16 protein-coding genes and 1 pseudogene are annotated in these 19,140 nt (G+C 52.3%); 10 read left to right on the top strand and 7 right to left on the bottom strand.

Annotated elements, in window-relative coordinates; all coding sequences use genetic code 11:
* Positions 1 to 64: 64 nt before the first annotated feature.
* A complete protein-coding gene (gene malQ / locus CUC53_RS00870; RefSeq protein WP_100292409.1) occupies positions 65 to 2,254 on the bottom strand; it encodes a 4-alpha-glucanotransferase in 2,190 nt (729 codons plus the stop codon).
* 347 nt (positions 2,255 to 2,601) lie between these two features.
* Between malQ and gap the strand changes: the two genes are divergently transcribed.
* The 4 genes from gap to CUC53_RS00845 all read left to right on the top strand — a co-directional run bounded on the left by gap (position 2,602) and on the right by CUC53_RS00845 (position 5,555).
* A complete protein-coding gene (gene gap / locus CUC53_RS00860; protein WP_100292408.1) occupies positions 2,602 to 3,597 on the top strand; it encodes a type I glyceraldehyde-3-phosphate dehydrogenase in 996 nt (331 codons plus the stop codon).
* Between the two features lie 87 nt (positions 3,598 to 3,684).
* Positions 3,685 to 4,557 (top strand): D-hexose-6-phosphate mutarotase, encoded by an 873-nt coding sequence (locus tag CUC53_RS00855; RefSeq protein WP_100292407.1) that lies wholly within the window; start codon positions 3,685 to 3,687, stop codon positions 4,555 to 4,557.
* Between the two features lie 174 nt (positions 4,558 to 4,731).
* Positions 4,732 to 5,262, top strand: a complete 531-nt coding sequence (locus CUC53_RS00850) for a DUF1523 family protein (protein WP_167386640.1) — start codon at positions 4,732 to 4,734, stop codon at positions 5,260 to 5,262.
* The gene (locus CUC53_RS00845; protein WP_100292406.1) at positions 5,259 to 5,555 is read left to right on the top strand and encodes a winged helix-turn-helix domain-containing protein; all 297 of its coding nucleotides are present in this window, start codon (positions 5,259 to 5,261) and stop codon (positions 5,553 to 5,555) included. Before CUC53_RS00850 ends, CUC53_RS00845 begins: the two co-directional genes overlap by 4 nt.
* A gap of 106 nt (positions 5,556 to 5,661) precedes the next feature.
* Here the strand turns inward: CUC53_RS00845 and CUC53_RS00840 are convergent, their stop codons facing one another.
* Entirely contained in the window at positions 5,662 to 6,132 is a 471-nt protein-coding gene (locus CUC53_RS00840) for a hypothetical protein (protein ID WP_100292405.1), read from the bottom strand.
* A 251-nt stretch (positions 6,133 to 6,383) separates the two neighbouring features.
* Here CUC53_RS00840 and CUC53_RS00835 point away from each other — a divergent pair, with 251 nt between their 5' ends.
* Positions 6,384 to 7,076 (top strand): RluA family pseudouridine synthase, encoded by a 693-nt coding sequence (locus CUC53_RS00835; protein WP_100292404.1) that lies wholly within the window; start codon positions 6,384 to 6,386, stop codon positions 7,074 to 7,076.
* A 33-nt stretch (positions 7,077 to 7,109) separates the two neighbouring features.
* Here CUC53_RS00835 and CUC53_RS00830 read toward each other — a convergent pair whose 3' ends face one another.
* A complete protein-coding gene (locus CUC53_RS00830; RefSeq protein WP_100292403.1) occupies positions 7,110 to 8,003 on the bottom strand; it encodes a LysR family transcriptional regulator in 894 nt (297 codons plus the stop codon).
* 228 nt (positions 8,004 to 8,231) lie between these two features.
* On the opposite strand from CUC53_RS00830, the gene CUC53_RS00825 reads away from it, so the two are divergent.
* The 4 genes and pseudogenes from CUC53_RS00825 to CUC53_RS00810 form a co-directional block, all read left to right on the top strand.
* The gene (locus CUC53_RS00825; protein ID WP_100292402.1) at positions 8,232 to 9,488 is read left to right on the top strand and encodes an adenylosuccinate synthetase; all 1,257 of its coding nucleotides are present in this window, start codon (positions 8,232 to 8,234) and stop codon (positions 9,486 to 9,488) included.
* A gap of 251 nt (positions 9,489 to 9,739) precedes the next feature.
* Positions 9,740 to 10,279 (top strand): YbhB/YbcL family Raf kinase inhibitor-like protein, encoded by a 540-nt coding sequence (locus tag CUC53_RS00820; protein ID WP_100292401.1) that lies wholly within the window; start codon positions 9,740 to 9,742, stop codon positions 10,277 to 10,279.
* A gap of 8 nt (positions 10,280 to 10,287) precedes the next feature.
* On the top strand, positions 10,288 to 11,112 hold the full coding sequence (locus CUC53_RS00815) for a helix-turn-helix transcriptional regulator (protein ID WP_100292400.1): 825 nt from the start codon (positions 10,288 to 10,290) through the stop codon (positions 11,110 to 11,112).
* Between the two features lie 148 nt (positions 11,113 to 11,260).
* Positions 11,261 to 11,405, top strand: a pseudogene (locus CUC53_RS00810) (IS3 family transposase); the annotation flags it as partial.
* Between the two features lie 336 nt (positions 11,406 to 11,741).
* Here CUC53_RS00810 and CUC53_RS00805 read toward each other — a convergent pair.
* The 4 genes from CUC53_RS00805 to CUC53_RS00790 form a co-directional block, all read right to left on the bottom strand.
* Entirely contained in the window at positions 11,742 to 13,190 is a 1,449-nt protein-coding gene (locus tag CUC53_RS00805) for an OprD family outer membrane porin (RefSeq protein ID WP_100292399.1), read from the bottom strand.
* An 854-nt stretch (positions 13,191 to 14,044) separates the two neighbouring features.
* A complete protein-coding gene (gene malZ / locus CUC53_RS00800; protein ID WP_100292398.1) occupies positions 14,045 to 15,874 on the bottom strand; it encodes a maltodextrin glucosidase in 1,830 nt (609 codons plus the stop codon).
* Between the two features lie 6 nt (positions 15,875 to 15,880).
* Positions 15,881 to 16,735 carry an HDOD domain-containing protein gene (locus CUC53_RS00795; protein WP_100292397.1) on the bottom strand — a complete coding sequence of 285 codons (855 nt, stop codon included), beginning with the start codon at positions 16,733 to 16,735 and terminating at the stop codon, positions 15,881 to 15,883.
* Positions 16,736 to 16,794: 59 nt separating this feature from the next.
* Complete coding sequence (locus tag CUC53_RS00790; protein WP_100292396.1) at positions 16,795 to 17,208, bottom strand: META domain-containing protein; 414 nt, start codon at positions 17,206 to 17,208, stop codon at positions 16,795 to 16,797.
* Positions 17,209 to 17,787: 579 nt separating this feature from the next.
* Between CUC53_RS00790 and mepM the strand changes: the two genes are divergently transcribed.
* Entirely contained in the window at positions 17,788 to 19,125 is a 1,338-nt protein-coding gene (mepM, locus tag CUC53_RS00785) for a murein DD-endopeptidase MepM (protein ID WP_100292395.1), read from the top strand.
* The last annotated feature ends 15 nt before the right edge of the window (positions 19,126 to 19,140 follow it).

The following is a 19,140-nucleotide window of genomic DNA, read 5'->3' as shown; positions in this document are numbered from 1 at the left end:
CAGAGCATCCGCTCAGGCCAAGGCCCGAGCGGATTGAAGTGAGACAGCTGAGAGTGACAGCAGCTCAACGACTGGCCTCATCACGGGCGCGACTCATCTTGCCAGCCAGTGCCTTGAGTGCCTCATTAGTGAAAATATCTTCCAGGTCGGTGGACAACTTGCGGCGCCAGTTCGGATATTCATAACTAGTGCCCGGTATATTGACCGGCTTGTCCATCTCCAGCCAATCCTCCAGCTGGGTACTGAACAAGGCGCAACTGCCGCGAGACATGTGCACCTGCAAACCATGGTTGAGCTCGGTATTCATACCGACCCAATTCACGTCATGGCCGATCTGCGAAGAGATGACACCATGGGCATGCAGGCTGTCGAGGATCCGCTGTTTTGCCTGGTGGCGATCAGCATACAGGCTCTGCAACACATCTTCATCTGGATACAGCCCTAATTCACGTCCCAACGCCAAATCATCACAATGCCAAAAGCCTTTGAGGGTCGGCATATCATGAGTGGTCAGGGCCGACATGGCTTGCTCGGTATAGTGGGCAGGAGAGATAAAACCACCATCCTCCTTAGAGCGCTCAAAGAAGAACACCTTGTAAGAGTGAACGCCATTCTCTCTGAGAGTGACATCGATGCCCTCCGGCACGGTGCCCAAATCCTCACCGATCAGCAAACACTGGTTACGGTGAGATTCAAGCGCCAAAATGCCGAGCAAATCATCGACTGGGTAGTAGATATAAGCTCCTTTGGCTGCAGACGCACCAGGCGGCACCCACCATAAGCGCAGCAATGCCATGACATGGTCGATACGCAGTGCCCCACATGAACGCATGTTGGCACGGAACAAATCCACCATGGGCTGGTAAGCAGCCTCAAATAGCTGATTTGGATTCATCGGGGGCAAGCCCCAATTCTGACCCAACGGGCCAAGCACATCAGGCGGCGCACCAACCGAGGCTTTCGGACAGTAGAGATCTTGGTTAGCCCAAATCTCGGTGGAACCTTCTGATACCCCCACCGCCAAGTCGCGATAAATCCCCATCACCATGCCGGATGCCTTGGCACGCGCATCGGCCTCGGCCAACTGCTCATCGGCAAGGAACTGCAGATAAAGGTAAAAGTTCACATCCTGCTGATGTGCTGCCATCCACTCGGCAACCGCAGCATTGTGATAGTTGCGATACGGCTGCGGCCAAACCGGCCAACCCCACGCATTTTCCCCCTTACCATAGAAGTGAGCTTGCAGAGCGTCAAACGCTGCCTGCTGTTGCAAACTGTCACCACCGGCAGCCACGAACGCATCAAAAGCCGCTTGACGCTCAGTGCTGAAGCTGGCGGCATCGAATACTTTCCGTAACATGCCAAGCTTGGTCTCGATCACGCTGGTGTAATCGACGTTCTCTTTAGCGCGCAGATCGGCCAGATGTTGCTGGAAGGCGGGGCTTGCCACATCAGCGTTTAACCCAGCGTTGCACTGAAATTCAGGCACCGCTTCCACGTTGATATAGGCAACATTCAGCCAACGGCGAGAAGAGGGACTGTAGGGACTAGCACTCTCTGGATTGGCCGGATAAAGAGCATGAATGGGATTTAGACCAACAAAGTGAGCTCCCCATGCGGCCGCTTTCTCGACCAATTGGCCCAAATCACTAAAATCACCGATCCCCCAGTTATGGCGGCTACGTAGGCAATAAAGTTGGACACTCGGGCCCCATACTTTGCGGCCATTAGCGATAGGTGACTGTTTGTAACAAGCCTTGGGAGCAACGATGAGACGCATGGTTGCCAGCGGTTCATCGTTGCCTTGTTCGAGTAATGCCAACTGGTGATAACCCTGTTCAGGAGCCATCTCTAGTGTGACGCGATAAGCTTGGCACTCCATTTCACCCAATTCCGCCACATCAACTAATTCACCGTCAATGGGCGTAAACTGACCGGAAATAATCGTGCCCTGCTCTTGGGTTAGCTGCCAAGTGAGGACATCATTGACAAATTCAATGGGGAGGCGGACGTTCAGCGAGACAGTATCGCCAGTTCGGATCACCATCACGGGGTCTAATACCCGTAACCAGTACTGACGATGTTCCTGTTCGAGCTGCTCCGTTAAGGCAGCTTCGTCATCGACTCGGTAGCCCATCGCTCCTAGCATGGCTGCCTTGCTCTCTTCGGTAACCTGGGCCATATGGCCCCAGGCGTCAACATACTCGCTAGCAATACCTTTGGCGGTAGCCAGTCGTTTTATCAAGGTTGTCATAGTTTGAGAATTCCCGCTGTGGATTCTATCTACACTATTTTTGATTGATTTTTATCAGTGCTTTCTGTCGTGCTTGCATAAACACCACACTTAGCCATCCCTATTTTGGCATATCTACAGCGCAGGTTGTGTGACCACGTGAGCACTATTGTTGATCGTTGCGATCACGATAAACAGAAAGTGTGGTCAGCAAAATCTGGTAATCAGTTACACAAACCGAAAATTAATTTCAAAGTTTTTCATGATTTAGCGCAATTTAAGACCGAATGTTGGTTGACTCACCGAAGAGTTCTAGTAAATTTACAGGCGCAATTTTCTTTGGCTACTGAACAGTTAGGTAACTAAATATGACTATCAAAGTAGGTATTAACGGTTTTGGCCGTATTGGTCGTTTCGTATTCCGTCTGGCTTGCGAGCGTAATGACGTTGAGGTAGTTGGTATCAACGACCTGATCGACGTAGATTACATGGCTTACATGCTGAAGTACGACTCAACTCACGGTCGTTTCAACGGTACTGTAGAAGTGAAAGACGGTAACCTGGTTGTAAACGGCAAAACCGTACGTGTTACCGCTGAACGTGACCCGGCAAACCTGAAGTGGGACGCCATTGGTGTTGACGTTGTTGCCGAAGCCACCGGTCTGTTCCTTGACGACGCGACTGCTCGTAAACATATCACTGCCGGCGCCAAGAAAGTTGTTCTGACTGGCCCGTCCAAAGACGCTACCCCTATGTTTGTCATGGGTGTTAACGACGCGACCTACGCTGGTCAGGACATCGTTTCCAACGCTTCCTGCACCACCAACTGCTTGGCCCCGATCGCCAAGGTTCTGAACGATACCTTCGGTATCGAATCCGGCCTGATGACCACTGTCCACGCTACCACTGCTACTCAGAAGACCGTTGATGGTCCGTCTGCCAAAGACTGGCGCGGTGGCCGCGGTGCGGCTCAGAACATCATTCCGTCCTCTACCGGTGCTGCCAAAGCGGTTGGCGTTGTTATCCCGGAACTGAACGGCAAACTGACCGGCATGGCTTTCCGCGTACCGACTCCGGACGTATCCGTGGTTGACCTGACCGTTAACCTGAAAAAAGCAGCGACCTACGCTGAAATCTGTGCAGCCATGAAAGCAGCCTCTGAAGGCTCCATGAAGGGCGTGCTGGGCTACACCGAAGATCAAGTGGTCTCCACTGACTTCCTAGGCGAGCGTCAGACTTCCGTGTTCGATGCCAAAGCCGGTATCGCTCTGAACGACAAATTCGTTAAAGTTGTATCTTGGTACGACAACGAAATGGGCTACTCCAGCAAAGTGCTGGACCTGATCGCTCACATCTCCAAGTAATTTGGGATGCACTAAGCGCGTAGCGTAAAAAAGGCGGCCAGTGGCCGCCTTTTTTATTATCCATTTCCTATTAACACAGGATGTCCCATGCAATCCACCTCGCAACGTCCACTGACTGCTCACTGTCAGCTTGCTAATACCGCAGCTGGGTTACCGGTGCTGACGATTCATAACCGTTTTGCTAAAGCAGAGATCAGCCTGTTTGGGGCTCAGGTTCTCCATTATCAGCGCCATGATGAACCGGCCTCCATTTGGTTGAGCAACCGAGCTGTGCTGGATGGTAGCAAACCGATCCGAGGCGGTATTCCACTCTGTTGGCCTTGGTTTGGTCCAGCTCCGGCCCACCTCGGACATGGCCTGCCCTCTCACGGTTTTGCTCGCACCCAGCGTTGGGCCCTAGATGGTGTATCAGATCATGCTGATGGCACATTAGTGCATCTCTCGTTACATGACAGTGATACGACCAGAGCCCTGTGGGCTCATCCCTTCGAGTTGGAACTTGATGTACTGGTTGGTCGGGAGCTATCACTGGTGCTCACTACACGTAACAGCGGCAACCAACCATTGACCTACCGAGGTGCGCTGCATACTTATCTTGCTATCAGTAATCCCGACGTCGTCAGAGTCACTGGCCTCGGCCCTGCTTATTCTGACAAGCTAACGGGACAAGATGGCCAGCAGCGCGATGTACTTACGCTGAACGGGCCATTAGATCGTGTGTACTGGCAGCCTGAAACAGAAGTGAACATCTGGGATGGCGAGCGATCGCTTAAGGTCACCAGTGGTCATCATGACAGCATCGTGGTCTGGACACCTTGGCAAGAGGGCTCTGTCGCGCTGGCCGACATGAGTGATGATGGCTATCTCACCATGCTTTGTGTTGAAACCGCGATTGCCAGTGAACAGGGCGTTACCGTCGCACCTGATGAGGAGCACAGCCTCACCACGATCATCGTTTGACCTGCACACATGAGCGACAGATAAGGAGGAAGGGCTCGGCTCTCCTCCTGCCCATCCCCCCAACACCGCCAATAACATCAAGCATATCAACGCCTCATGATGTATTAGCACTGGGCGACTAACACATATATGGGTATGGTAGAGGCACGCCACCGCCCCTCACGTGAGGACATCATGAGTCTGAGATTTAAAAAACCGGCCTTTATTACCCTAGGTCTCATCGCCCTGCTTTCTGGCCTTTGGCTCGATTACTATCTGCCAGAGCACACCATCGCAACCATCACGGGGGTAGAGGTCAAACGTACCGATAAAGATGGTCCGATTAACCAGAAAAATCCGGCAGATGGCCCAACCACGGATGTCTACTACATCTACACCGAGCGCACGGGTGAAAAAATCCGCGTGTTTCGCAACGAAGATACCGGCTGGAGCTGGCCTTTTTACTTCAAGTTCAATGCCGCCGATGTTCAAGCTAAAGCAAAATCCATGGAATTTGAGAAACGACTCGCCATCATGACCTCCTATGGCTGGCGGGTGAATATGTTCTCGTGGTTCCCAAATGTCACCAAAATCGAAAGTACCGAGCCCGATGCCAGCACGTGGAGCTTTTTTCGCTGGTTTTGGTTTGGCATCTGGGCATTAGCAATGGGTAAAGCGGCGGTGGCAATTTGGCGCTACTTTGAACGTCTTGAGGACGAGCAATGAACGAGCCGAGCAAGACTCGCACTAGTTTTTACCGACGACTCTATGTGGCTTATCTGATCAGCCAAGGTATCGATACTGTGCCCGCTATTATGGAGGCGACCGGCATGCCACGGCGTACCGCCCAAGATACCCTGACGGCGCTGGCTGAGATCGATATCCGTTGCGTGTTCGAGCAGAGCGCTGGGGCTCGCCATCTGCAAGGGCATTACCGGATCAGCGATTGGGGCCCGATTAATCCGGCTTGGCTCGCAGCTGAGCTCCCCCTGCTCAAAGCAACGCTGCACTATCCCTAAGCAATGCCAGAGCAATGCCAGAGCAATGCCTAGGTCAGCGCTGAACAGAAAAAATAACAAGGGCCAACCGACTAGGTTAGCCCTTGTTATTTGATAAGCCCCACCACTATTCAGGCATCGGTGGTTGTTCTGGCTCATCTGTAGACTCCTCTTTGGTGCAGTCGATGATAGCCCGCTTGGGATTTTTAGGGTCCCGTAGTAACAACGGTGCTTCACCTAAGGCGTGCTGGCGTTCATCACTGAAGTCGCTGCCAAAAGCGTTATGAGTTAAACGCCGCGCATTCGCAATCGGGGTATCAACAAACAGTGCATGCACTTCGAAAGTGGACATCGGCACAATAAAACCGGTGATAGGTAACCCGTGTAACTCTTGGTGCACTTTGTACCAAGCAAACCCCTCACTCTGTTTGTAAGGGGTATAAGTCCGCAGCTGGGCATTAACAGCCTGTCCCGTTTCACTATCAATGTACAGGTCGGTCAGCTCGCAGGTCGCTAGCCCTTGCCACATCCGCTCAAATGGGGTGGCGCATCCCGCTAGCTGCCAGCAGGCTAACACTATGACCGTCATTTTCTGCATGTTATCCCCTTCTAGGTTGCTGCGCGTCATCACCAGCCAGTCACCACATCCGCTATATCAGAGGTCAGCCCCCTCCGAACCGCCATCGCATCGCTTCACGTCAAGACCGATGCCTGCCAACCTGCCTCATTCTCGCTCAGCGGCCAAGCACCACACCATAACCGATCTCTGCGCGATTGATGGCACATCCCATTACCTCAGTATCGGCAGTTCAGGTATGATGGCTCCCCCTGTTCAGCCAATCCCTCTGCATGTCTCTTGTCGTCGATCACTTTATTGCGCCCCCCTGTCCTGCCAGCATCGCGCTTCTGTTTGAGGATGAGCATCTACTGCTTATCGACAAACCAAGCGGTCTGCTGAGCTTGTCGGGCAAACACCCACAAAACCTCGACTCAGTTCACTACCGATTGGTGCAAGATTATCCCGGCTGTACACTGGTGCATCGTCTCGACTTTGGCACCTCGGGCATCATGGTGGTAGCCAAAAACCGAGCCATCAATGCGCAGCTTGGCCAGCAATTCAGCCAGCGCAGAATAAGCAAGATCTACCATGCTCTACTGTGCGGACATTTGGCCGACGAGCAAGGAGTGATCGACGCACCCATCGCTAAAGACCCCGCGCTGTTTCCCCGCATGACGATCTGCATCAATGGCAAACCAGCTCGCTCGCACTATCAGGTGATGGACCGGCTAACCACTGAGCTGCAAGGGCAAATCGTGCCATTAACACGAGTACGGCTGGAGCCAGAAACCGGCCGAACTCATCAACTACGTCTGCACTGCCAGCAGCTGGGGCACCCTATCCTTGGCTGTGATCTCTATGGCGGCTTGCTGCTACCCGGCTGCGCTCAAGCACCACGGTTGATGCTACATGCCAGCGAATTGACCTTTACTCATCCAGTCACAGATCAACGGATGAGGGTGGAATGCCGCGCCCCATTCTAGCCCATGACACGCTAAAAAATGGCCAGTGATTCATCATGTTGCATGCACGTTGGGCTGCTCAATTTCCTCCTCTACCCAGTGCAATAGCTGTTTAATTGCCCGCGACAATACCTGATTTTGGCGCACCACATAGCCCAAACTTGTGGCGGGAAATGCGGTCAAGCTGGTCACTGGTGCCGTAAGTTTGAACCGGGCATGGAGTGAAAAGTCTGGCACGATGGCAACGCCAAACCCCGCTTCGGCCCAATCAAGCTGAGCATCCACACTGCCCACCTCCATGATCCGATAAGGAGGTAACGCCAACAGGGGTAACGATGGGTCGATCAAGGCGCGAGTACGGGTATCGTGCCCGAGCAGGATCAACGTGGGTTCATCAAGGGGATCGCGTTGTGCTCCCTTTTCCTGCCAGCGCGCCAGCCCGTGACCGAGTGCACACCACCTTACCTGCTGTAACTCGGTATAAAACAAAGGTTCACTGCGCTTTTGCGCCATCACAAATCCCAGATCGGCCTTCCCACCCCTTACCAGCTCTGCCGCCTGGTCCGACGTCGTGTTGAACAAGGTCAGGTCAATACCAGGAAAAGCCTGCTTGAACCGTTGGAACGGCTGGATTAACAACAACCGAGAGATGATATCGCTGGCCGCGATCGCCAGCGTGCCCTGACTCAACTGATTCAGGGCATTGAGGTCGGCTTGACACAACTGCAGCTCATTGATGGCACGTTCGGCACTTTGTAACAGCCGCTCGCCAGCTTGGGTCAAGCGAAACGGGCTGCGTTCAACCAACTTCACCCGAGTGGCCTGCTCCAAATTTTTCAGGTGCAAACTGACATTGGGCTGGGTCATGTGCAACTCCGTCGCCGTCTGGCCAAAGTGCTGTAAACGCGCCAAGGTAACGAAAGTGTGTAACCAGTGAATATCTAACATTGGGTTCTCTTGTTAATCACGCCCGGCAGCCGACAACAAGGCCACTGGTGCAATCTGCTGCGTCAACAAAGTCAATTCATCTACTGATTCGTACCATGCCATCAGCGGGCTAGTAGGTGATGATGGCTTAAATTATATGAATTTATTATCGGAACAATAAAGATAATTAATTTTTCTAATCTACAACAGACTCCTAGGATGAACGCCTAACGTCTTAGGAGAAAGAACATGTCATCTATCGTCGTTGTTGGTGCTAACTGGGGTGATGAGGGCAAAGGCCGCATCGTTGATTATCTGGCAGGTCAATCCGCTGCGAGCATCCGCTTTCAAGGCGGGAATAATGCTGGCCATACCGTGGTCAACGATCTTGGCACCTTCAAATTGCATCAATTGCCGAGCGGCGTGTTCAACCCTGATTGCCTCGTCGTGCTCGGCCCTGGCATGGTGATCAGCCCAGAGCCGCTGACCCGTGAGCTGGCAGAAGTCAAAGCCGCAGGTGTGACGCCCAAATTGGCTATTTCTGATCGTGCTACCTTCTGCCTGCCTATCCACGCGCTGGAAGATACCCTGGAAGAGGTTCGATTGGGCGATGGCGCTTATGGTTCGACCCGGCAGGGGATCGCACCTGCTTATGGTGATCGCGTGATGAAGAAGGCGATTTTGGTCGGCTGGCTGAAACAGCCAGAGGTGCTGGTCGAGCGCATTCAATTTTTCCTCGACTGGAAACTGCCCCAACTCAAAGCCCTCTACCCCACTTTTGAGTTCAGCCAAACCGCTCAAGAGATGGCCGACTGGTTGTTAGCGGTCTCAGCGCCATGGCGAGATGCTATCTGTAACGTCAGCGAACCACTCAAGGCCATTCAGGCCAAAGGGGAAACTCTGCTGTTCGAAGCCCAGCTTGGTGCCGGTCGTGACCTTATTTATGGCGAGTATCCTTGGGTTACCTCATCCCATGTCTCTGGCGCTTATGCGGGGATCGGTGGTGGTTTGCCTGCGCTGCGTCCCGAGCGGGTCATTGCGGTCGCCAAAGCATTCAGCACCTCCGTCGGTACTGGCACCTTGATCACGGCCATGGAGAATCAGGACGAGTTTCGGCAATTTGCCAACGAGTTTGGTGCTACCACAGGCCGTCCCCGCGACATCGGTTACTTCGATGCCGTTGCGACCAAACAGGGACTAGAGATCCAAGCCGCTACCGAGATCGCACTGACCAAACTGGACTGCCTCTCTGGTATGCCTGATCTGAAAATCTGTGTTGCCTATGAAGGGGCTCACACTGAAAACCCGATCTGGCCACAAACGGCCGGTCTTAAGCCGGTGTATGAAGCCATGGAAGCGTGGAGTGAAGATATTTCCCACTGCCGCAAGTTCGATGAGTTGCCCAAAGCCGCCCAGCACTATGTGTTACGTATTGAAGCACTGCTAGGTGTCCCTGTGCCGATGGTTTCTGTAGGTCCGGGGCGAGAGCAGATGATCCTGCGCTAACAGCCTCTCTCTTTGCCTAAAACGGCCTTCATTTGAAGGCCGTTTTTTTATGCTCGTTCGACCATGAGCGCACTTATCGCCTTTTCCCTGTCATGGTCTATCCCTTTGCCCAACAGATCCTCTTTGACTCAGTAATATTACTTATTAAGCCAATATTGAGCCTTATTGTTACTCTTAACGTGGCACTCTCCGGTAGACTGGCATCATAAAAATCTCATTTGAGAACAAGCCATTGATCAAGGAGCACCACCATGACACTTACCAAAAGCATCAGCCTACTTTCCGTATTGTGTTTGTCCGCCCTGCCCGCGGCGGCAATGAGCCTGAGCAGTACTGATATCCAGGAAGGCCAATTGATGGATAAAGCTTTTAGCTTTAACGGCTTTGGCTGTAAGGGGGACAACCGCTCACCCCAGTTGAGTTGGCAAGGGTTGCCTGCGGGCACCAAAAGCATTGCAATCACCGCCTATGACCCTGATGCACCGACCGGTAGCGGCTGGTGGCATTGGCTAGTGGTTAACCTGCCAGTGAGCCAAAGTGAGCTGGCCAGCAACGCCTCTGGCCACTTAAAACAGGGGATCGAGCTTAGAACCGACTTTGGTACTCAAGGTTACGGCGGACCCTGCCCGCCAGCTGGCCACGGCATGCACCGTTATCAGTTCACCGCTTGGGCTCTGCCCGAGGCCAAACTGGAGGTGACCGCAGAGACTCCGCCGGCCATGGTCGGTTACATGCTCAATAGCATGGCGTTAGGTAACGCCACCCTGACCGCGACCTTTGTGACTCCGTAGGCGCCGGCGTGACGAGTACCCCTTTGCTACAGCTGCACCATTATCAAGGCGTCCGCCAGCAACCCCTGCATCGGGTACTCGTTTATGCGCCCACCATCATCTGGGTGAAGCAGGGGCATAAACAGCTGTGGTGGCAAGATAGCCGGTTGTCGGTTGATAAGCAGAGCTGGCTGCTTATCCCCGCCGGTCACCAGCTCACCTTCGTCAATTACCCCGATCAGGGTCAATTTAGCGCCCATGTAATGAGCTTACTGACGCCCCCTCCACCGTCATGGTTAACAGACCCAGTTCCCTTGCTAATGCCAGAGCCACGACTTGCGCTAAATGCAGCGCTGACTTTCTGTTTTGAGCTTACCGCAGACATGGCTAATCGCAGCCTCAGCGAAGAAACCCAGATTCAGTTGATATATGGTCTCTATGCCGAATTACGCGCGGTCAATGCCCTTGGCATGCTCTTTCCTAGCCCCACCATGACGTTAAGTGAACGGTTAGCCCGCCACCTAAGCGTGGCACCTGGCGATCCGCATACTCTGGCGATGACCGCCCACCACTTCGCCATGAGCAGGGCGTCACTAGTGCGCAAACTGACCGCCGAGGGCAACAGCTTTCGTCAGCTGCTGACCCAAGTACGCATGAGCCATGCGCTCACCCTGCTGCAGCAGCGGCTTACGCCGCTCGCAGTCGCACTCGCCTGCGGCTATGACTCCCCCAGCCGCTTCGCGGCTCGTTTCAAGCAAGCATTTGGCCTGACGCCACACCAGTATTTGCGTACCTGCCCTCCCCCCGAGCCTCAGACTCAAGGGATAGGAGAGGCTCAACCCAATGACGGGTAAGAGGCGCTTATCGACGGCAGCATGCTCTGATAATACGGGGGTAACATGGTCGGGATCGGCGCAAAAACAGCAATATAACGCCATGATTGATGAGGATTATCTCAGCGTTAGCCGATTTCACTGGGTGAGAACGACATAAGGAGCGGGAAGGCTCAAGCGCGAAAAGGACATGTTAAAAAAGCTACAGCGCTCTTGATGACGGAGGCATTTATACATACGCGCTGATAAACCCATTAAGAGAGCAAGCCCCCATCACCCTAGTCTGCTGCGCTTGCAATGTTCCAACCAAGTGTCCGGATTCTACAGTACACAGATCGACAGCAACCTGCACGGTTGGCGTTAATGGTCATTAACGCCAGCAAGAGCATCCTCATGTGTGATGGGGTGGTGGACTCAACGCCCAGGTACACCGTCACATTATGCACCGATGGTCTTATCGCCATCGTAAGCGGTGTGGGCTAACAAGGTCACATGGCTATACGCCGAGAGGGATGTAGGAAGGATCAGGTGGGACAATCCACATACCGTGGCTTAGTGGGCAATCCTCACCTAGGTCAAGGGTAATAAGGCAGCCTAAAAATAATAAAACCGGGCCAACTGGCCCGGTTCGCTGACATCGTATTGCCTGATTACATAATGGTAAACGGCATGATGATGTGGAATTTGACGTCGTGCTCGGAGGCGAAAATGTTGGGGTAATCGGTCCAACCGCCGCCTTGGCTGATGTCGTTGTTGTAGTCGGTGTAGTGCAGCTTGAACAGGGTGCCTTTGAGCTTGCCATCCTGCACGGTATAGCTGACATCAAAGTTGACAGCCCACTCAGTGTCTTCGCCATTGGCGGCTTTCTTGCCTTGGCCATTTTCGATGTCCCAACCGTAGGCACCGGATACGCCGACAGACCAGCCCGGCGCACCGACCAGATCATCCAGCGAGCGGTTCACGCCGAAGAACAGTGCTTTTTCGTTGTTAGCATTCCAGTCGGAGCGGGAGTCCCACCAGATTTCGTTGGCACCTTGGGAGTTGGCGTAGCCACGGGTCAGACGGGGCAGGTAGTTACCTTCTGCACCTTCAGCCTTGGTCCATAGACCTTCTAGACGGAAGCCGTACTGGGCGTAGTTCCAAGCGGCAGTCAGCGCTTGCTGCCATGCTAAGCCGTCGTAAGTTTCAACCTTGGAGCCGCCTTTGGTATAGGTATCGGTCTCGGAGCCATAGAACTGGTAGCTGGTAGAGAGGCCGCCCAACACGTCAAACTTGTGAGCCAGTTTGACGTGATAGCTGTCCATGTAACCTTCTGACTGGCCGAAGGAACCAGTTACGGCAGTGCCGTTCTCGAAGGTGTAACGAGCCGCGACACCGTGGATATAGTCGATGACGTTTTCATCAGCGAACGGATCCATCCAAGCCTTGGCGCGAGAGAAGACCTGAGTCTCTTTGTACCAAGGAGCCTTGTACTCATCAGCGATGGCGTAAGTCAGATAGAGACCACCGAAGTTACCTTCGATTTGACCACCACGATAGGTACCTGGTTGATAAGACCAGTTAACACCGATTTGGCCAGGGACATACAGCTGGGTATAACCACCCTTGGCAGTAATGCCGCCGTCCAAAAATTTCAGCTTTAGCGCTGCGTTGGAGAGGCTGAAGCCACCCTCAGGGGAGCCATCTTTGGCATTGTTGCCCCAGCTGCGGCCAGCAAAGGAGAATTCGTTCTCTTGGTTGACCGGGTGATTTTCGGTAACAGCCAAGTCATAGGCACCAAAGCCGCCCAGATCCAGACCGACAGTGTCCCATGCGTAGCCAGAGTTGAAGTTCAGAGCAGCTTGGGTAGTGGCGTGGCTGAGGTTGGACTGGTACTTACCTTCTTTCTTAGCCGCAGTGGGGTCACCGTCGATACGTTGACGATCCCGTTGGAAGTAGAACAAGCCACCGGTCAGTTTGGAGTCTTTGACAAACGCTTCATAGGACTGGCCGTAATCGGGGCTCATCATATCCTGGGCTGCCAACGCCATGCCGGGGGCGACCAGAGCGGCTACCACAGCGGCACTTAATGCGGCACGCTTGAAGATCACTTTTTCCATTTATATTGCTCCTGATTTTATGGACTTAGCTTTTTGTTCCGGCAGTCAGGCTTTGGCCTGCCACTCGGTATTGGCATTGCAATCAAAACCCCGTAGGGAAAGACGTTTGCTTCTCTGCCATCGCCAGAGTGTCATTAGACACCAACGTGACAGCAGGCCGGTATTATCACAGTTATTTTTTGTGTTCCGATCCTTGGCTATCGGACTGCTTAAGAGTACTTTCGCGGTGCGAAATATCAATTAAAAGTTCCCTTGAGATTGCAAAAGTATGACCTAGTGCAAATTATCATGATAATTGTCTCAAATAGCCTAATCCCGCTTGCTGCCATGAATATGGCGGCATATCAACACCGTATTGTTGATCTGAACTCTGCGTCTTCAACCGCTGTTTTATTAGGTTTTTAACCAAAATTTAACCTGTAAATTCTCGACTAAAAAAAACTATCTAAAGCAGATCTATGCTGGGTGGACGGGGATTGGTACTGCCTGTCGTGTTGTGGTTATGACTGTTTCAGTGTCATGCCAGACTTATCAGGAGGAGACATAACGCTGTTATGGCTATGGAGGCGGGGAGATTATCCGACTCTGGCTAACTAGCTGGCTGAGCCAAGAGCGCGGGTGGGGATGTGATGTGCCGCTTGCGCTAACCGGTAGTTACTCATAGCGAGCGGCGTGGCAGATTGGCGGTAGTTTGGCCTGATGGAGCATGAAGAAATGCACAGTAGGGGCAGGTTGATGTTTTTTATGTTGTCACGTTGCGGCAACGCATCGCTGTAGTCGTGCAGGCGCTAAGTTAGTGGGTTGCGGTCGTGTCTCGACCGCAACCCACCAACCTGTTTAACACTGTAGAGCGCTTAACTGGAGAGGAGTACCCTAGCCGAGTTAGCGGGAACGGTTACTTGTAACATACCCTCTACCCTTTCGAATTTGTCGCCATTAAGTGCATCGGTAAAACGGCTGGCAGGACTGGCGGTTTGCCATAGCGGCAGGTTGAGCGTTCGAGCGTCAGTAGGGTGACGATTACAGGCCACCAAGACCTGATCACTTTGCAAGGTGCGGGCAAACACATAGCTGTGCGAGCCTGCATAGAGGGTTTGGATATCGCCACGACGCAGTGAGGGGCGTTGGCGGCGAATCTGGATCAGGCGCTGGTAGTGATCATGTAGGGCGTGATCCCACCGAGTAGTATCCCAGGGGAAGCAGCGGCGACAGTCAGGATCATTCCCTCCCGATAGGCCAACTTCGTCACCGTAGTAGATAGAAGGAACCCCGATATAAGTGAGCAGCAGGGTGACGGCAAGTTGCATTGTCTGTTTGTCTTCGCCCAGCAAATAGAGAAAGCGTGCGGTGTCGTGGCTATCAAGTAGGTTGAACTGCGCTAGTTGGTTCTTGAATGGGATATGGGCGCGTGCCAGTTTGAGCCAGCGATCAAGCTCCTCGGCACGGATGTGGATAGGGTGATAGGCTATGTCTTGGCCCGCAAGGAAGGCTCGAATGGGATGGGCAAAGCCATAGTAGTTCATGGCGCCATCTTCTTGATCTCCCTGCAGCCACTGACTTGCCTCAAAAAAATGTTCGCCAAGTACATAGGCATCGGGATTTTCCTGTTTCACTGCGCGCCGAATAGCCTGAACGTGGTGGCGATTACCTTTGGCGCTGCCGCGCTCCCCCAACATGTGGATCACATCGAAGCGCCAGCCATCTATCTGGTAGGGGGCTCTCATCCAATAGCGCAGAATGGCATCATCGGCTCGGTAGATCGCATCTTGTACTTGTTCACTGGCAAAATCGAGTTTGGGGAGGCTGCGGATCCCCTTCCAACTTACGTAATCTCCATTGCTATCAAAGGTATAGAAACTACGCCACGGTGAGTCTGGGTTAGTATGTGCACCTTCAGGTGAGCAGAACCAAGGGTGTTGGGTCGAGGTATGATTTACTACCGCGTCGAGAATAATTTTCATACCGCGCTGGTGGAGATGGCGAGTGAGATCGGCAAATTGTGCGTTACTACCTAGATGACGATCTACGTTGAGGTAGTCCTGAGTGTCGTATTTGTGATTGCTAGGGGAGTCGAAGATCGGGTTGAGATAGAGCGCGGTTACTCCTAACGAGTGCAAATAGTCCAATTTTTTGTCGATCCCAACAAGGTCACCACCATAAAACTCACTGGCACCGTGCCCCTCCTCGTGTGGACTTACCGGTGCCCCCCATTCCTTACTAATGACCGCCTTACCACCATATTGATATTCATGGTGCTTCACGCTGAGTGAGGGATCGCCATCGCAAAAGCGGTCGGGGAAGATTTGATAAAATACCTGATCTTGGACCCACGCCGGTGGCTGATGCTGACTATTGAAACGCAAATGTTGTTCTCGGGGCGGGATATGCGAGCTGATCCCAGCACCATGCAACCACCATTGCGTTTCATCAGTAAGGCACTTGAAACAGTAGAGGTGGATCTCCTCTACTTTGCTCAGTGGTAATGTCGCTTGCCATACCTGCAATCTGTCCTGCACTGAAACAGGCTTCATGGGTATCAGATACTCTTCATTATCAGGTTCGTGGCGAACCCACACGTGACGGATAGGTGTATCTCGTTCGCTAAAAAGAGTGAGCAGGAGGGTGTCAGCACTAGCTTGGAACCAAGGTGTAACTTGGGGATGAAATAAAAATGGATAGTTCATGATGATTCAGTCAGTTAGGAGTGTGGTGAGCGCATTGCCCTCTTCGTGCAGAGCGTCCAGTTGGCCATCGATCACCGCTGGGTCAAGACCCAGCTGGTCTGCGAGTTGTTGAGGGAAACGAGTGATGATTGCCTGGGTAGGCACGCCCGCATTCCATGCAAAAGAGATGAACACAGCAAGACGGATAAGAACCGCCTCTTGGCTGACCGGTTGGTATGACAGCGGGTCTAGTTGTTGATCAATTGCATCGACAAAACTGTTTGACAGATTCCAGCGTCGTGCCAGTTCAGCACCAATTTGGGCATAGTCAAAACCCAGCATTTCGCGCTGAGCATCGACTCTGCTGGCCCCATTTTGGATGGCTAAATTAATGAGTTCGGCCTCTTTTGGCAATGAACTTTGGATGAGTAGTTCGCCGATGTTGTGGATTAACGCTGCGGTAAAGGCTGTTTCAGGATCTAGCGTCTGAGTCTCTTGGGCGAGTGCCTTGGCGATCGTCGCGACAAGGAAGGTATCTGACCAAAATTTGTTCTTATCAAAACTAGGTGATGGATTAAAGGTCTTGATGATTCCACAAACAATCACGAGGGATCGTAGTCGGTCGATGCCTAGGCGAAGGACGGCCTGCTCGATGGATGTGATGTTGTTATCACCTCGACGCAGGGCAGCGGAGTTAGCGATGCGTAATACTTTGACGCTGATCACTTGGTCCATGGCAATTTTGGCAGCCATCTCATCAATGCGAGAATTTTCATCGTTAAAGCTCTTCACCAGCTCGTGGAGTAACTTTGGAATCGTTGGGAGCTGTTTGATGTGGTCAAAAAGATGATCCATCGACGACATAGCTAAGGCACTCTCCATCGCGAGTACTACTCCATATTTTGTCACAGCCCGAGCAGATGTTCCTGCTGATGATGTGGCTAGGTCATCCAGTCGCGCAGGCGGTACTCCAGCCGATGTTGCTTGCCTTGAAGAATCAGGGTGTGGGTTGACCCGTGTAGCTCGGCACCCTCTGTCAAGGTGGTCAGAACCGCTCGCTCTATGTTGTCTAACGGTGGCTTACACGCCATCTCAGTGCTACCAAGGCTGGTGACCCATAGTTTACCGTTTTCGAGATGACCTTGACCAAAATAGCGGTTACAGCCTGCAATCCCGTTCACCGTAAACTGTTCACCAATCTCTAGATCCGGGGGCGTATCACGCTCAGTAATAACCTGTTCACCATCTAATGAGGCCAACACCCAGTGATGGTGCTGCAAATTTTGATGGGTCCACGTTGAACTGCAGCCAGTGAGCAGTAAGCATCCAACCGATATTGGTAACAATTTGAGCATGGCAGACTCCAGTAAATAGTGCTGTAAGGATACCCAGTTTATCTGCGTAGAATAGGCAACAGCATGGAGAGTCTGACTGCTTCTGTCGTCTGCAATCCCCTCTTTATGCTAGGGCTGAGCAGGCTGCTGCGCCACATATGATCTATCGCGCGATGAAACAGATTGGGAAGAAAAAAAGGTAAGGAGGTGGGATCATGCACCGCCTCATTGCGACTTTAGCCAAGATGAATCTGAGCAAAGGAAGGTGCTGAAATTGAGTCCGCATGGAGCGTAATGGATGCTGTTATGCGGGGTCTTTTAACTGTCTTTGCGGTATCTCACTGGCTTTTTAGCAAAATTATCGCAACATTTGCCTTTATTACGCTCAATTAGAGCCGATAACACTCTCAAAATGAGAGAAAAAGTTAAATAATGGAGATCATTGCTGCCTATTCACGGTCAGTTCGGCATAAAATAAAAAACCATACAGATTGAAGTGAACTCTGCGCGAAAATTGAGGTCAAACCACACAGTTTTATGTGGTTCTCTATCAGAGTGAGCCTGTTACTTACTTTTTTGCATTCAGATACAGGATAACGGATGAAACGTCTCCGTCCCTTGGTGGCACAAGCTGCCAGTTGGGAACCTCCAGTTCCCCGTAAACACTTTTACGCGATGCTATTGCTGACAGCGATGACCCTGTCAGCCGTCGCCATATTACCTGCGCCTGGCGATATTCTAGAGCGGCCTCTGCGCCTTGAATTGCCTATTGATACTGTCGGTACGGCAACGAATGAAAACAACACTGATTTCAACGAAATCCCAGATCATGAACTGGTCGACCAAACCGCACCAGACGATGATATTCCGGCCGACACCACACCTCAGTGGCAAGACTACCGAGTGCGAAATGGTGAAAATCTGACGGCGATTTTTAACAACTTGGGACTCTCTACTACCACCCTTTACAAGGTGTTAGATGCCGATAGCAAAAACAGTCTGGCACGTTTGAAACCTGGCCAAAATATTGAGTTGTTGATCGATCAGGACAACATACTGCAGCAACTTAAAGTCCGCTTAAATATCAAGCAAACTCTAGTGCTAACACGTAAAGAAGATATTTACAGCAGTGACATGATCAATGAAAAGGTCGAGTGGCAGCAGCAACGTTATAGTGGTGCCATTAATGGCAGTTTTTATGTCAGTGCCCGTAATGCGGGGATACCTGCCCACCATATTCAGAAAATTGCCAACCTGTTTCAGTGGCGTATGAATTTCGCCAAAGACTTAAAAAAAGGTGACCAATTCAAGGTGCTTGTGCGTCAAGAAACGGTTGAAGGTAAGAGTGCCGGTAACAGTCAGTTGCTGGGGGTTGAAGTGACCAGCCAAGGTAAAACCGTCTCGGCTTGGTTATCTGAAGATGGCAACTATTACGATGGTCAAGGTAATAGCTTAGAGCGCGGTTTCCGCCGTTATCCGACTCACAGTCGTTACCGCATTAGCTCCAACTTTAACCCGGCACGTATGCATCCGGTGACTGGCATTGTGCGCCCCCATGAGGGGACCGATTTTGCCATGCCTGTGGGCTCCCCGGTGCTGGCTACTGGCGATGGGGTGGTGCAGAAGGCGACCAGTCACCCATTAGCAGGTACTTATATCGTTATTAAGCATGGCCGGACGCTTGCGACGCGTTACCTTCACTTGAGTAAGTTGCTGGTCAAACCAGGGCAGCGTGTAAAAATGGGTGACAAAATTGGCCTTTCCGGTAATACCGGCCGCTCAACGGGCGCCCATTTGCACTATGAGCTGCGGATCAATAATCGCCCAGTTAACGCGATGACCGCTAAGCTGCCGATGGCAGAAGCGCTAGGCGGCAAAGAGCGCCGTCAGTTCTTGGCAAAAGTGAAGAGCTACCGCAAGGAGTTGGAAGCGGGTTGATAGCCAATTAGCCAC

This window comes from Aeromonas cavernicola (assembly GCF_002795305.1).
GTDB classification, from domain to species: Bacteria; Pseudomonadota; Gammaproteobacteria; order Enterobacterales; family Aeromonadaceae; genus Aeromonas; species Aeromonas cavernicola.
Note: the sequence above shows the minus strand (reverse complement) of the source record. Positions and strands in the feature narration are given on the sequence as shown.

Bases quoted from the DNA above. Each gene is read 5' to 3' on its own strand.
- mepM (WP_100292395.1), top strand. From the start codon at position 17,788: ATGAAACGTCTCCGTCCCTTGGTGGCACAAGCTGCCAGTTGGGAACCT.
- CUC53_RS00790 (WP_100292396.1), bottom strand. From the start codon at position 17,208: ATGCTCAAATTGTTACCAATATCGGTTGGATGCTTACTGCTCACTGGC.
- CUC53_RS00840 (WP_100292405.1), bottom strand. From the start codon at position 6,132: ATGCAGAAAATGACGGTCATAGTGTTAGCCTGCTGGCAGCTAGCGGGA.
- CUC53_RS00825 (WP_100292402.1), top strand. From the start codon at position 8,232: ATGTCATCTATCGTCGTTGTTGGTGCTAACTGGGGTGATGAGGGCAAA.
- CUC53_RS00795 (WP_100292397.1), bottom strand. From the start codon at position 16,735: ATGGAGAGTGCCTTAGCTATGTCGTCGATGGATCATCTTTTTGACCAC.
- CUC53_RS00835 (WP_100292404.1), top strand. From the start codon at position 6,384: ATGTCTCTTGTCGTCGATCACTTTATTGCGCCCCCCTGTCCTGCCAGC.
- CUC53_RS00845 (WP_100292406.1), top strand. From the start codon at position 5,259: ATGAACGAGCCGAGCAAGACTCGCACTAGTTTTTACCGACGACTCTAT.
- gap (WP_100292408.1), top strand. From the start codon at position 2,602: ATGACTATCAAAGTAGGTATTAACGGTTTTGGCCGTATTGGTCGTTTC.
- CUC53_RS00805 (WP_100292399.1), bottom strand. From the start codon at position 13,190: ATGGAAAAAGTGATCTTCAAGCGTGCCGCATTAAGTGCCGCTGTGGTA.
- CUC53_RS00830 (WP_100292403.1), bottom strand. From the start codon at position 8,003: ATGTTAGATATTCACTGGTTACACACTTTCGTTACCTTGGCGCGTTTA.
- CUC53_RS00820 (WP_100292401.1), top strand. From the start codon at position 9,740: ATGACACTTACCAAAAGCATCAGCCTACTTTCCGTATTGTGTTTGTCC.
- malQ (WP_100292409.1), bottom strand. From the start codon at position 2,254: ATGACAACCTTGATAAAACGACTGGCTACCGCCAAAGGTATTGCTAGC.
- CUC53_RS00855 (WP_100292407.1), top strand. From the start codon at position 3,685: ATGCAATCCACCTCGCAACGTCCACTGACTGCTCACTGTCAGCTTGCT.
- malZ (WP_100292398.1), bottom strand. From the start codon at position 15,874: ATGAACTATCCATTTTTATTTCATCCCCAAGTTACACCTTGGTTCCAA.
- CUC53_RS00850 (WP_167386640.1), top strand. From the start codon at position 4,732: ATGAGTCTGAGATTTAAAAAACCGGCCTTTATTACCCTAGGTCTCATC.